Consider the following 14,025-nt stretch of genomic DNA (forward strand, 5'->3'; position numbering starts at 1 on the left):
GGGCCGATTACTTCAAGCTGCCCTTAGGGAGAACCTGGGTGACGGCGCTGCGCTGGATCTGCAGCTCGACGCCGTTGGCGACTTCCAGGTGGATGAAGTTGTCACCCAGCTTGGCGACCTTGCCGATGATGCCGCCGGCCGTGACAACCTCGTCACCCTTTTGCACTGCCTCGATCATGGCCTTGTGCTCCTTCTGGCGCTTCATCTGCGGCCGGATCATGACGAAATAGAGCACGACGAACATCAGCACCAGGGGCAGCATGCCGAGCAGGCCGTTGTCGGAACTGGCGGCAGCCGGGGCGGCCTGGGCGTAGGCGTTGGAGATGAACACGTTGAATTCCTTGGATGGGCGGCCGCAAAAACCGCAGGGCAACCTTGAATTCTAGTGCGCCGCGCCAAACGCCCCGATGACGGGGCTCCGAGGGGCTACGCCGCGGCGCCCACCCCTGCTAACCTGCCGCCGCCACATTCAACCTGCCTGGAGTTCCTCCCTTGCCGATCAGGGCGCTGACCGACCGACTGAGCCTGCGCAGCCTGCTGACGCTGCCCTATGTCGTCTTGGTGCTGGGTCTGGTGCTGCTGGTGGGCACGCTGTCCTGGCGCGCCGGGCGCGACACGGTGAACACCTTGTCGGGCCAGCTCCTGGTCGAGGCCGTGAACCGCATCTCCGTGTCGCTGGAGCGCCATGTCGGCGGGGCCGATGCCGTGCTGGAGGCGGCCTTCCCCACCGGCCTGCCGGCGCCGGAGAACCTGCCCCGCGAGCTGGACGCGCTGCGCAACCGCTTCTGGCTGGCGACCTCGGTGCACCGGGATCCCAACAATTACGTCTACTACGGCGACCGCCAGGGTCATTTCCTTGGCCTGTGGCGCTTCTCCGAACTGGAGGCCGAGCTGCGCGTGCGCACCGCGGGCACCGGCCCGCGCACCATCTACCGCCTCAGCGGTATCACCGGCGACATGCGCTCGCCGGTCACCGAGGACAAGGTGTTCGAGCCGCGCGAGCGCCCCTGGTACCAGGCCGCACTGGCCAACCCGGCGCCGCTGAGCTGGACGCCGGTCTACATCGACTTCAAGACCCTGGATCTGGTCACGACGCGCACCAAGCGCGTCGGCAACGACGTCGGCGAGCCTGAGGGCGTGGCCGCCACCGACCTGTCGCTCAAACAGGTCAATGCGCTGCTGCAGCGGCTGGCGCTGAGCGAGAACGCCGTCGCCATGGTCGTGGAAGGCGATGGGCAACTCGTCGGCGTGTCACGCGGCGCACACATGAAGACGCTGGCCGTCGGCCAGCACGAAAGGCTGAACGCCGCGCAGAGCCCCGACGCCCTCGTTGTTGCCGCCTTCGAGGCAGTGCGCCAACGCACGGCGGCCGGCGCCGAGGCCCTGGGCACCGCGCCGCGCACGGCGAGCTTTGCCGATGCCGATGGCCGCGTCGTGCAGCTCGGCTATGCCCGCGTCGACCCGGCCCTGGGCTTGAACTGGCTCATCATCGTCGCCGTGCCGCGCGCCGACTTCCTGGTTGGTGTGCAGCGCAACTTCGTGCAGGCCGGCATGCTCGCGGGCCTGGGCGTCGTCATCGCCCTGGGCCTGGGCTGGGCGGTGCTGGGCATCGTCACCCGTGAGCTGCGCGAGCTGGCCGACGCCGCCCGGCGCGTGGGCGAGGGCGTGCTCGACGAGCCGCCCGAGGTGCACCGCACCGACGAACTCGGCGAGCTCGCGCGCAGCTTTGCCGACATGCAAAGGCGCTTGCTGACCGACCAGTTGACGGGCCTGTCCAACCGCAGCGCCATCCTGCGCCGCATCGAGGACCGCATCCTGCAGCAGCGCCGCCGCGGCGACCGCTGGCCCTTCGCCGTCATGTTCGTCGACCTCGATCGCGTCAAGGACGTCAACAAGCGCTTTGGCCATGGCGTGGGCGACGCGGTGCTGAAGGAGGTCGGCCAGCGGCTGCGGGCCGGCGTGCGCATCGGCGACATCGTGTCCCGCTATGCCGGCGACGAATTCGTCATGCTGCTGGACTCGGTCGAGAACCGCGCCGACGCCGAAGCCGCGCGCGACCACCTCGAGGCCAGCATGCGCATGCCGCTGGAAAGCCTGGCGGGCCTGGCACCGGCCGACTTCCAGGTGGCGGCAAGCTTCGGCATCGCCCTCTACCCCGACGACGGCCAGGACACCGAGAGCCTGCTCCGGCATGCCGATGCCGACATGTTCGCCCGCAAGCAGCCCCCGCCTAGCGATGCCCGCCAGCCTTGATCTCAGCACCCTGCGCCGCCATGCCGTCGCGCGCAGCCTGTTCACGCCCACCACCCTGGTCAAGGCCGTCGAGAAGCTCGGTGGCTTTGTGCAGGCCGACCCGCTGCGCGCCCCAGCCAGGGCGCAGGACCTGACGCTGCGCCACCGCGTCAAGGACTACCGCGCCGGCGACCTGGAGCGCCGCTACCCGCGCCTGCCGCTGCAGGAAGACTTCTTCATCAACTACGGCTTCGTCACGCCCGAGCTGCGCGCGCTGATGCACCCGCGCACGACGCGTCGTGTGTGGGACAAGCCGCGCTGGAAGCTCGCCAACGCCGTGCTGGCCGAGGTCGAGCGCCTGGGCGAGGCCCATCCCGCCGAGGTCGACGCGGCGCTGGGCCACGGACCGGTGAAGAACTGGTTTGGCGGTAACAGCCGGCTGTCCACCGAGCTGCTGGATGGCCTGCACTACCGCGGCCATCTCGACGTCGTGCGGCGCGACAGCGGCACGCGCGTCTACCGACTCGGTCCGACCTGGGAAGCCCACCCCGACCCGCAGACGGCCATGGACGCGCTGGCCGATGTGCTGGTGCAGAAATACGCCCCCCTGCCGGCCGGCAGCCTGTCCCAGCTCATCCGCATGCTGTTCCACGGCGCCCACCAGTGGCGCGAGCTGGCGCCGGCGACGATCGCCCGCGCGAAGGAACGCCTGGCGCACACGCACATCGGCGGCGTGGATTGGTACTGGCCGGCGAATGAAGACCCGACGCGCGGCTGGCGCATCCCCTCGCAGGTGCGACTGCTCGCGCCCTTCGATCCTGTCGTCTGGGACCGCCGCCGCTTCGAGCTGCTGTGGGGCTGGGCCTATCGGTTCGAGGCCTACACGCCCGCGGCTAAGAGGGTGCGTGGCCATTACGCGCTGCCGCTGCTGTGGCGCGACCAGGTCGTCGGCTGGGCCAATGCCAGCGTGAAGGGCGGGCGACTGAAAGTGGACTGCGGCTATGTGGCCGGCCGCGCACCCCGCGACGCGGCCTTCAAACCAGCGCTGGAGGTGGAGCGGACGCGGCTGGCGGAGTTCTTGGGGGTCGAGGCCGGCTGATGCGAAGGACGAGTGCTTGACGGGGCGGCTAGCGGCCAGCACCCGACGGCCCCACGTCACGGAAAGCCTCTTCACCAGCAAGTCAGCCCGCAAATGGCGAGGATCGGGCTCTGACCACATAGGTCAACGGCCTTCGTTGACGACCATCAGCCACGAAGACGTCAGGTCCGACAGTGACCACGGTCGGCCGCAAGCTGGCGAAGGTGAGCACAGAGCTGCCTTGGAGCATTGATTCGACTGAAGGACTCCAGCAGTTCCAGCGGCTCCAGCCAGACGCGATGCTAGAGTGCCTCGCCCCGTCTCCAGCCCCCGGAAGTGTCCGCTCCGATACCCCCGCCGTCCAAGCCGCCGAAGAGCCGTCGTCACAAGTTGCCCACGCTTGCTGACGTCGCGCGAGAAGCGGGGGTTTCTAGTGCGGCGGCGTCCTCCGCGCTCAGCGGTGCGAAGGGTTCGACGCGCGTGTCGGTCGAGACGCGTGAACGGGTCCTCGCGGCGGCGGCGCGCTTGAGCTACCGGCCCAACGCGACCGCGCGTGCGCTGACGTTTCAACGCACCAATGCCATCGGCTTCGTCGCCAACATTGCAAATGAGGAGCCCAACCTCTATTTCCTGGAAATTTTCAACGGCGTCGTGCGGGGCGCGACGCAAGCCCAACAGAGCACATCCATTTTTCCGCTCGGCGGCTGGGAAGAAGCGCCCAAGCGCATCCCTGCGTTGTGCGACGGACGCGTCGACGGGCTCGTCGTGCTGGCGCGTCAGCTGGAAGATGACAGCACGACTTGGCTGCCACCGCATACGCCCATGGTCACGATCCACGCTGGCCCGCTATTGCAGGCCCAGGTGAACGTCGAGGCCGACGATGAAGCAGGCGGCTATGCCATTGCACGCCACATGCTCGAGCTTGGCTATCGCCGGATCCTCTGCATGGGTGGTCCGGTGAACGTCAAGGGCGCGGACGTCCGTGTCGATGGCTTCCTGCGCGCCCATGCCGAAGCCGCAGTGGAAGTTGCGCCCGACCATCTGATCCGCACGTGGTTCACCGCCGAAGGGGGTAGGCAGGCCATGCGGGAATGGCTGCAACGCCACCGCGGCCAGCCGTTGCCCGAGGCCGTCTGCTGTGGCAGCGACGACATCGCCTTCGGCTGCATCGAGGCGCTGCAGAGCTGCGGGTTGAGCGTTCCTCGGGACATCTCCATTGCAGGCTTCGATGACACCTTGATGGCCCGCGCACTGGGCATGACGACCGTGCGCCAGCCCCTGCTTGAGATAGGTCGTCGTGCGGTCGAGGCCCTGATGCAGCTGATCGAGGCGCAGCGCCGTGGCGAGGCCTACGAGGGCCCTCGCGACATCGTCCTGCCCGTCGAGATCGTCCACAGGCGGACCTTGCCAGGACCGCGGAGCGAGCCGCTGACCATCCCTTGACACGTGCGGAGGTGGCTAGGTTTTCCCCTAGTCAGCTTAACTGGTCGACCAATTTAAGATGCGCGTGCGGCGTGGCCGCACCTTTTTTGATCGGCTGATTAATCGGTTAATTAAAAATTGATCAACCGATTAGTCAATCCGCAAAAGCAACGAGAGCCGTATGTTCCTGGGCCAGGACGAACACAACAATTTCTCCGAAGGAGTGCTGGCCTGGGCGTTAGTAGGCACGCTCGCCGACGCGCGCGACAGGGCAGCAACCTTCGGCGCTCGACGCTGCCGGGCAGTTGCAGGCGGACGCGCGGTCCGACGGTTGCGCTTGGCGCCGAACGGCGGAAGGCGTGCGGTTCCATCTGCGCGGTATGACCAAAAGCGTTCTGTTGGACGGTCCGGACCTGGTGCGCGTGGCGGCCTATCTTGTCGTGTCGCCCACCATCCAGCCGAGCCTGGCGGTGGTGGCGAGGCCAAAGCGTGCCGGCCGATTGCTGCCTGCAACTGATTGAACTGATCGAACTGAGAGTGATTCAGAAATGAAAACAAAGCACACAACACACAAGTCGCTGTTCCACAGCTGGGCAATGATGGCCGCCGCGGCGTTGACCCTGTTCCTTGGCGCGGCAGGCAATAGCTGGGCGCAAAAGGCTGAAGGCCTGGCCCTCACCCCGCCCATGGGCTGGAACAGCTGGAACAAATTTGCCTGCGATATCGACGAACGCCTGATCCGCGAGACCGCCGATGCCATGGTCAAGTCAGGCATGAAGGACGCCGGCTACCAGTACGTGAACATTGACGATTGCTGGCAAGGCCAGCGCGACGCCGAGGGCAACATCCAGCCCGACGCCAAGCGCTTCCCATCCGGCATGAAAGCGCTGGCGGACTATGTCCATGGCAAGGGACTCAAGCTGGGTATCTACTCGGATGCCGGCGATGCCACCTGCGGCGGCCGTCCCGGCAGCCGCGGCCACGAATATCAGGATGCGCTGGTCTATGCGCGCTGGGGCATCGACTACGTCAAGTACGACTGGTGCAACACCCCAGGCATGAGCGCCGAACCGGCCTACACCACGATGCGCGACGCGATCGCCAAGACGGGCCGTCCGATGGTGTTCAGCATTTGCGAATGGGGCATGAGCAAGCCGTGGGAGTGGGCCGGCAAGGTCGGCCATCTGTGGCGCACCACGCCCGACATCTACAACTGCTTCGACTGCCAGTTCAATCCCGGTTTCTCGACGGGTCTGGGCGTACTGCGCATTCTCGACAAGCACGCTGACGCCAACCTGCGCAACTTCGCAGGGCCGGGCCACTGGAACGACATGGACATGCTCGAAGTCGGCAACGGCATGAGCGAGGATGAAGACCGCGCCCATCTGTCGATCTGGGCCATGCTGGCCTCCCCCCTCATCCTGGGCAACGACCTGCGTTCCATGTCCGAGTCGACCCGCCGCATCCTGACCAACGCGGGCGTGATCGCGGTGAACCAGGACAAGCTGGGTGTGCAGGCGCTGCGCGTCCTGGTCGACGGCCCGCTGGAGTTCTATGCCAAGCCGCTCGACGGCGGGGATTGGGCACTGATGTTCCTGAACCGCTCCAACCAGCCTGCCGACGTTCACCATGACTGGAAGAAGCAGGTCCTGGGCGATGACCTGAGCAAGCGGTCGGTCGATTTCAAGCAGGCCGTCTACCGCTGGTCCGACCTGTGGAGCAAGAAGACGGGCGACACCAACGGCAAACTGGAAGCGCGGCTGGCGCCACACAGCGTGCTGATGCTGCGCCTGACCGGCCCTGCGAAACCGTAAGGCGCGCCTGGCCGTGCAAAGCGTCACCCATGAAGAAGACCACCTTGATCGCGGCGCTGCTCGCCGCAGTGCTGATCACGCCCGTCAGCGCCGCCGAAGCCCCGCGCCTCGTGCAGCGCGACGGCCAACATGCCCTGCTCGTCGACGGCAAACCCTTCCTGATGCTCGGGGCCCAGGCGCACAACTCCAGCAACTATCCCAAGGCCCTGGGCAAGGTCTGGGCCGCGGCCAACGATGCGCATGCCAACACCGTGCTGATGCCGGTGGCCTGGCAGCAGGTCGAGCCCCAGGAAGGCCAGTTCGACTTCAGCTTCCTCGACGTCCTGGTCAAGGAAGCGCGGCAGCAGGACAAGCGCCTGGTGCTGTTGTGGTTCGCGACCTGGAAGAACACCGGCGGCTCGTACACCCCCGACTGGGTCAAGCTCAATGGGAAGCGCTTCCCTTCCATGCTGGACCGCGACGGCAAGGCCAACTTCTGCTTCAGCCCCTTCGGTGAAGAGACGCTCAAGGCCGACAAGCGCGCCTTCGTGGCGCTCATGGCTCACCTGAAGAAGATCGACGCGACCGAGCGCACCGTGCTGATGGTTCAGGTCGAGAACGAGGCCGGCACCTACGGCCTCGTGCGCGACTTCGCGCCAGCCGCCCAGGCGGCCTTCGAGCAGCCGGTGCCCGCCGAAGTGGTGGCGCGTCAGACCCCCAAGGCCGCCGCATCGGGCAACTGGCGCGAGGTCTATGGCGACTACGCCGACGAGTACTTCCACGCCTGGGCCATCGCCCGCTACATCGGCGAGATCGCCAAGGCCGGCCGCGCCGTCTACGACCTGCCGATGTACGTCAACGGCGCGCTGCGCGAGGCGCTGGAACAGCCGCCCAAGCCATGGCAGGGCAACTTCGCCAGCGGTGGACCGGTCTGGGACGTCATCGACATCTACAAGGCCGCCGCGCCCGCCATCGACATCGTCGCGCCCGACATCTATACGCCCAACTCCGAGGGGATCAAGGCCAACATGCGCCTGTACCAGCGGCCGGACAACGCGCTGTGGATTCCCGAGATCGGCAATGCCGAGGGCTATGCGCGCTGGATCTACGCGGCGCTGGGCCGCGGCACCCTGGGTGTGGCGCCCTTCGGCCTGGACTACTTCAACTACGCCAACTTCCCGCTGGGCTCCAAGCGCGCCGACAAGACCATGGTCGAGCCCTTCGCCCGCGTCTTCGGCGCCTTTCGGCCCATCCAGCGCCAGTGGGCGCAATGGGCCTTTGAGGGCCGCACGCGCGGCGCCGCTGAAGGCGACGACCGCAAGCCCCAGTCGCTGGAACTGCCGGGCGGCTGGGTCGCCAAGCTGACCTACCGCCAATGGCAGTTCTGGGACCTTGCATGGGACAGCAAGGACGAGCGGCCGGCCGGCACCGAACAGCCCGGCGGCGGCGTGGCCATTGCGCAGATCGGCGACGACGAGTTCCTCATCGTTGGCCAGCGCACCCGCGTGCGCATGGAAGGCGGGCCGCAAGCAAGCGGCTTCATGCTGCGTGTCGAGGAAGGCAGCTTTGACGACAAGGGCCGCTGGCAGATGGAGCGCGTCTGGAACGGCGACCAGGTCGACAGCGGCCTGAACCTGATGGCGGAGCCCATCATGCTCAAGGTCAAGATGGCGCGCGCGCGCTGAAGGGCAACAGCGTCATGGCCGAGCGCGTTTTGCCCTTTGGTGACGGCACCGCGATCCGAGTGACGACCCACCTCACACCCGCAGCCAAGGGCCAGTTGCTGACCGCAGTCGCCATGGACGCGCACAACACCTTAGAGCAGCCGCAGGTCATCACACCGGTGCCGTTCTCCGCCATGCCGGCCCGCAAGGCCCGGTGCTGGAACTGTCGCCCAAGTCCGTCGTCGTTGTCGGGATGTAGGTCCACGCACTGAGCCACATCCTTCAATAACGCTCGTGTCCGGAGGAGACAACCGGCCGAGCACCTTCACCTAGAAAGGTAGAACATGAGAACCTTGATACCAGCACTGCTGCTCGCCTTCGGGGCGAGTGCGGCCCCAATGGCCCAGGCACAAAGCTGCGGCAGCGGCGGCGGCGCCACCGTTTGCCTGAGCGCCAGCGGCTCCGCCGACAACAACCAGCTCAGCTGGACCGTCAGCGGCAACGTCTCGCGCCTGGAGGTCTACCGCGACACGGACAGCGACCCGAACGGCCGCAGTCGCATCGCCGTGCCGGGCAAGAGCGCCACGAGCTACGCCGACACCTCGGCCAACACCGGCACGCCCTACTGGTACTGGGTCAAGTTCACGACCAACGGCGGCAGCTACAACTCCGGTTCGGCCTCCGCCACGCGCGGCACCGCCTGCACGCCGACCGCTGTGTCGCCGTGGATCAGCAACAACGGCTCTTGGACGCAGACGTCTTCGGCCACGGTCACTGCCGGCAACTCCGCCATCCTCGGCCCGCAGCCGATCAACGGCGGCTCGTGGAGCTGGAGCGGCTGCGGCACGTCAGGCTCGGCCCGCGAGCAGTTGATCACCCCCGCTGCCAGCTGCACGGCCACCGCGACGTACACCAACGCCTGCGGCGCCAAGACCACCCAGGCGTTCGTCATCACCGTGCCCGGCTCCATGCGCGAGCTGACGAGCATCCAGCTGTCGCAGCAGATGTCGCCCGCCTGGAACCTCGGCAACTCGCTGGACGCCGGCGGCAACGAGACCAACTGGGGCAACCCGCTGGTCAACCAGCAATTGCTCAACGCAGTGAAAGCGGCCGGCTTCAAGACCGTGCGCATTCCTGCCAGCTGGAACCAGTACGCCGACGCCAACGGCAACATCAGCCTGACCTTTATGGCGCGCGTCACCGAGGTCGTCGGCTATGCCCGCAACGCTGGCCTCTACGTCGTACTGAACACGCACCACGAATACGATTGGTTGATCCCGAGCTACGCCGCCCAGGCGAGCGCCAATGCGCGCCTGGCCAAGCTGTGGACGCAGATCGCCAACAACTTCAAGACCAACGACGACTTCCTGCTGTTCGCTGGCACCAACGAGGTCAAGTTCGGTCAAGACTACGGTCCACCGACGGCCGAGTACCAGGCCGTTCAGAACGGGTTCAACCAGGTCTTCGTCGACACGGTGCGGGCCACCGGCGGCAACAACGCCAAGCGCCATCTCGTGGTGCAGGGCTTCAACACCAACATCGACTCGACCTACAACGGCTTCATCAAGCCAAACGACTCCGCGACCAACCGGATGTTCCTGGAAGTGCACTACTACGATCCGTTCCACTTCGCGCTCGATAGCAACAGCAACATCTGGCAGTGGGGCGCGAGCGCGACCAACCCGGCCGTGACCGAGACCTGGGCCAATGAAGCCTACGTCGACGCGCAGTTCCAGAAGATGAAGACCCGCTTCGTCGACGCCGGCTTGCCGGTGCTGATGGGTGAATACGGCGCGATCCTGAAGTCCGAGTACGACCCGGCCGGCACCTACCGCACCGCCTGGGCGAAGTACGTGACCAAGTCGGCCTTCCAGCACGGCATCGTGCCGGTCTGGTGGGACAACGGCTACGCCGACAACCACCAGTTCGGGCTGTTCAATCGCTCGACCGGTGCGCAGTACTACCCGGACCTGATCAAGGCCATCGTCGACAACGCGAAGTGAGGTAGCGGCATCAGGACGGTGGCACCGAGCACCGTCCACCGCGCCTCCCCTCGCTCCATCCAAGCAGCCTGCCCCGCCCCAAGCGGGGCAGGCTGTGCCACGTAGCACCCAGCAGTAACACCAAGATGACACCGCCTCGCCTCACCCCAGCGTCAGCCTTCGCCTCGTTGGTGCTGGCCTTCTGCCTCGTCGCCTGCGGCGGCGGCGGCAGCGGTGGTGGTGGCGCAACGACCAGCCCGCCCCCGCCCCCGGCAACGGACAGCAGCGGCATGCGCGAGCTGACGAGCATCCAGCTGTCGCAGCAGATGTCACCCGCATGGAACCTCGGCAACTCGCTGGACGCCGGCGGCAACGAGACCAACTGGGGCAACCCGCTGGTCAACCAGCAATTGCTCAACGCGGTGAAGGCGGCTGGCTTCAAGACCGTGCGCATTCCCGCCAGCTGGAACCAGCACGCCGACGCCAACGGCAACATCAGCCCGACCTTCATGGCACGCGTCACCGAGGTGGTCGGCTATGCCCGCAACGCTGGCCTGCTGCATTGGCCGCGATAGGCAGCCGAAGCGAATCCGAGCAAACCATGACCCCAACGTCAAACATCAAGATGAGACCACTTCGCCCCTTCTCCTGGGTCTTCTGGGCCCTTGCACTGGCCCTTGCCGTCGGCAGCGCCACTGCCGCTGATGGCGCGCGCCAGCGCACCCGCATCGATGACGGCTGGCGTTTTGCGCTGGGCCATGCGCATGACCCGGCGCAGGACTTCAACCACGGCACGGGCTCCTTCTTCTTCGCCAAGGCCGGCTTTGGCGACGGCCCTGCGGGGGCCGAGTTCGACGACCGCAGTTGGCGCCGCCTGGACTTGCCGCACGATTGGGCGGTGGAACTGCCCTTCGACGCGCGCGGCAGTTCGCTGCATGGCTCCAAGGCCATCGGCCGGAGCTTCCCCGAGAACAGCGTCGGCTGGTACCGCCGTGAGCTGGCTCTTCCCCAGTCGGCACGCGGCAAGCGCATCGCGCTGGAGTTCGACGGTGTCTTCCGCGACAGCGTGGTCTGGGTCAACGGCCACTACCTGCACCGCGAGGCCAGCGGCTACTCAAGCTTCAACGTCGACATCACCGACTACCTGAACTTTGGCGGGCGCAATGTCGTCGCGGTGCGCGTGGACGCCACCACACAGGAAGGCTGGTGGTACGAAGGCGCCGGCATCTACCGCCATGTCTGGCTGACGCAGACCGAGCCGCTGCGCGTGGACCACTGGGGCAGCTCCGTGCGCGCCACGGTCACGGGCGGCCGCGCCGACGTGGCCGTCGACACGACGGTGCGTAACGACGGCAAGGCGCCCGCCTCCTTCAGCCTGGAGCACGAGCTGCGCGACCCCGCCGGGCGCGTCGTCGCACGCGCCAGCGTACCGGCAAGGCGCGTGGGCGTGGACACCAGCACCGACGTGGCCGCGACGCTGCGCGTGACGGCGCCGCAGCTGTGGTCTCTGGAAACGCCGCTGCGCTACACGCTGACGACCCACGTGAAGAGTGGCGGCCGCGTGGTCGACAGCTACGACACGCCCTTTGGCATCCGCACGATCCACTTCGACGCCAACGCGGGCTTCTTCCTCAACGGCCGCCACGTCAAGCTGCACGGCGTCAACAACCACCAGGACCACGCCGGCATCGGCATTGCCCTGCCCGACGCCATGCACGAGGCGCGGCTGAAGATGCTCAAGGGCATGGGCGTGAACGCGATCCGCTCGGCCCACCATCCGGCCACGCCCGAGCTGCTGGACGCCTGCGACCGCCTCGGCATCCTCGTCATCGACGAGCACCGCATGATGGGCACCGCGCCGCAGATCCGCGACGAGCTGGAGCGCATGGTGCGGCGCGACCGCAACCACCCGTCGGTCATCCTGTGGTCGGTGGGCAACGAGGAATGGGCCATCGAGAACTCCGAAATCGGCACTCGCCTCGCGCAGCAGATGCAGGCCATCGTGCGCCGCCTGGATCCGACCCGGCCCGCGACGCTGGCCGCCTCCAGCTCGGGTGCGGCCGAGGGCACATCGGTCGGCTCGCAGGTCATCGGCTTCAACTACAAGGGCCAGCACAACATCGATGCGATGCACAAGCGCTTCCCCGAGCGCGCATCAGTCGTCACCGAGGAAGGCCTGACCTACGCGACGCGCGGCATCTACGCCGACGACCCGGCCCGCGTGCAGATCGCTGCCTACGACAAGCGCTCAGGCGGCGACTCGACCTCGACCGTCGAAGAGGCCTGGCGCTTCAACGCCGAGCGCCCCTTCCTGGCCGGCGTGTTCTTCTGGACCGGCTTTGACTACCGCGGCGAGACCACGCCCTACGGCTGGCCCGCCGTCTCCTCGCAGTTCGGCATGATGGACACGACCGGCGCGCTGAAGGACAGCGGCCAGTACCTCAAGGCCGCCTGGACTGCCGAGCCCATGGTCCATGTATTGCCGCACTGGAACTGGCCCGGCCGTGAAGGCCAGCCCATCGACGTGCGCGTCTACGCCAACACCGATGAGGTCGAGCTGCTGCTGAACGGCAATTCACTGGGCCGCAAGTCGCTGGCGCGCTACGCCCATCTGCAATGGAGCGTGCCCTATGCGCCGGGCAGCCTGACGGCGCGCGGCTACCAGGGCGGCAAACTCGTCGTCACCGAGACCGTGGCCACCACGGGCAACGGCAGCGCCGTGCGGCTGACGGCGGACCGTGCGCGCATCCGCGCCGATGGCGACGATGTGGCGGTGGTCAGGGTCAGCGTGGTCGACCGCGAAGGCCGCGTGGTGCCCACGGCCAGCCAGCGCATCAGCTTCGAGGTCTCCGGCCCGGCACGGCTGATCGGCATGGGCAACGGTGACCCGGGCTCGCACGAGGCCGACAAGCCGGCCGAGTTCCACCGCTACGCGACGCTCGACCGCTGGCGCCTGCAGGGCGTGGCGCGGCAGGATGACGCGGCGGCATTGCTGGCCGGTGCCGACGCCGAGAAGGCGCGCGACCCGTTCGCCTGGCTGCCGCCGGAGAAGCAGCCGGCCGACAGCGCCTGGAACGTCGTGCACGCCAGCTTTGCCCGGCCGGCTGCGGGGGTTGGCCGCGCGGCGCTGTTCGTGGGCGACATCGCGCCGGGCCAGCAGGTCTATTTGAACGGCAAGGCCCAGACGCCGCGCCGCGAGGACGGCATGGGCGTGATCGACCTCGACCCTGCTCAGTTGAGCGATCTCAACACGCTGACCCTCGTCTTCGCCACGCCGGCCGGTGGCACGCGCAAGCTCTTCGACGACGCGCAGGGCGGCCGGCGCTGGGTCACGCTGCGCACCACCACGTCCACCGGGCCGTGGCAACGCAGCGTGTTCAACGGCCATGCACAGGTGATCCTGCAATCCACCGGCAGCCCCGGTCGCGCCACGCTGCGCGCCGTCAGCGAAGGCCTTGCCCCAGCTGCAACGGTGATCGAGATCTTCTGAACACCGGGAACAGATTCGTCACCGTCGCTACGCTCGGAACCAGGCCACTGAACGGCAACGTTGACGCTGTGCAATAACCCAACGACATGCGGTAAATCCGACTGTCACCGACGCAGGCGTGTCGGCACGATCGCAGTCATCACGCTGCAGCCGGATGAAGCCAATGCCACGCTACAAGCTCGTAGATCGCAGTCCCCGCTTTCTGCCTGTTGTGCTGGCCGAGCAGATTCAACCCGGCACCTTCGAGTTCGCGCTGGATCATCTGGTCGATCATGAGTTGGACCTGAGCGCGCTGGATGCCAAGTTCAGCAACGATGAAGTCGGCGCCAGCGCCTACGACCCGCGCGTGATGCTCAAGATCGTG

General features: G+C 67.1%; 11 protein-coding genes and 1 pseudogene. 11 read left to right on the plus strand and 1 reads right to left on the minus strand.

Annotated features, from left to right (window positions below; genetic code table 11):
• Nucleotides 1-7 precede the first annotated feature (7 nt).
• Complete coding sequence (gene yajC, locus ACXJKJ_RS07065; protein ID WP_056205313.1) at nt 8-331, minus strand: preprotein translocase subunit YajC; 324 nt, start codon at nt 329-331, stop codon at nt 8-10.
• Nucleotides 332-492: 161 nt separating this feature from the next.
• Here yajC and ACXJKJ_RS07070 point away from each other — a divergent pair, with 161 nt between their 5' ends.
• From ACXJKJ_RS07070 to ACXJKJ_RS07120, 11 genes and pseudogenes are all read left to right on the plus strand, one after another.
• Nucleotides 493-2,253, plus strand: coding sequence for a diguanylate cyclase domain-containing protein (locus ACXJKJ_RS07070; protein WP_457389597.1), 1,761 nt, complete (start codon nt 493-495; stop codon nt 2,251-2,253).
• On the plus strand, nt 2,237-3,331 hold the full coding sequence (locus ACXJKJ_RS07075; RefSeq protein ID WP_457389598.1) for a DNA glycosylase AlkZ-like family protein: 1,095 nt from the start codon (nt 2,237-2,239) through the stop codon (nt 3,329-3,331). The genes ACXJKJ_RS07070 and ACXJKJ_RS07075 overlap by 17 nt, the downstream gene beginning before the upstream one ends.
• Before the next feature lie 369 nt (nt 3,332-3,700).
• On the plus strand, nt 3,701-4,753 hold the full coding sequence (locus ACXJKJ_RS07080; protein WP_457352594.1) for a LacI family DNA-binding transcriptional regulator: 1,053 nt from the start codon (nt 3,701-3,703) through the stop codon (nt 4,751-4,753).
• A gap of 359 nt (nt 4,754-5,112) precedes the next feature.
• Nucleotides 5,113-5,253 carry a hypothetical protein gene (locus ACXJKJ_RS07085; protein WP_457325289.1) on the plus strand — a complete coding sequence of 47 codons (141 nt, stop codon included), beginning with the start codon at nt 5,113-5,115 and terminating at the stop codon, nt 5,251-5,253.
• 27 nt (nt 5,254-5,280) lie between these two features.
• Nucleotides 5,281-6,546, plus strand: a complete 1,266-nt coding sequence (locus ACXJKJ_RS07090; protein ID WP_457389599.1) for a glycoside hydrolase family 27 protein — start codon at nt 5,281-5,283, stop codon at nt 6,544-6,546.
• 29 nt (nt 6,547-6,575) lie between these two features.
• Nucleotides 6,576-8,210 (plus strand): DUF5597 domain-containing protein, encoded by a 1,635-nt coding sequence (locus ACXJKJ_RS07095; RefSeq protein ID WP_457389600.1) that lies wholly within the window; start codon nt 6,576-6,578, stop codon nt 8,208-8,210.
• A 14-nt stretch (nt 8,211-8,224) separates the two neighbouring features.
• Nucleotides 8,225-8,461, plus strand: a complete 237-nt coding sequence (locus tag ACXJKJ_RS07100) for a hypothetical protein (RefSeq protein WP_457321854.1) — start codon at nt 8,225-8,227, stop codon at nt 8,459-8,461.
• A gap of 72 nt (nt 8,462-8,533) precedes the next feature.
• Nucleotides 8,534-10,192 (plus strand): cellulase family glycosylhydrolase, encoded by a 1,659-nt coding sequence (locus tag ACXJKJ_RS07105; RefSeq protein WP_457389601.1) that lies wholly within the window; start codon nt 8,534-8,536, stop codon nt 10,190-10,192.
• A gap of 125 nt (nt 10,193-10,317) precedes the next feature.
• Nucleotides 10,318-10,746 carry a cellulase family glycosylhydrolase gene (locus ACXJKJ_RS07110; protein ID WP_457389602.1) on the plus strand — a complete coding sequence of 143 codons (429 nt, stop codon included), beginning with the start codon at nt 10,318-10,320 and terminating at the stop codon, nt 10,744-10,746.
• 50 nt (nt 10,747-10,796) lie between these two features.
• Nucleotides 10,797-13,661 (plus strand): beta-galactosidase GalA, encoded by a 2,865-nt coding sequence (galA, locus tag ACXJKJ_RS07115; protein ID WP_457389603.1) that lies wholly within the window; start codon nt 10,797-10,799, stop codon nt 13,659-13,661.
• A gap of 163 nt (nt 13,662-13,824) precedes the next feature.
• A pseudogene (locus ACXJKJ_RS07120) lies at nt 13,825-14,025 on the plus strand (IS1182 family transposase); the annotation flags it as partial.

The organism is Roseateles sp. P5_E1 (assembly GCF_054049335.1).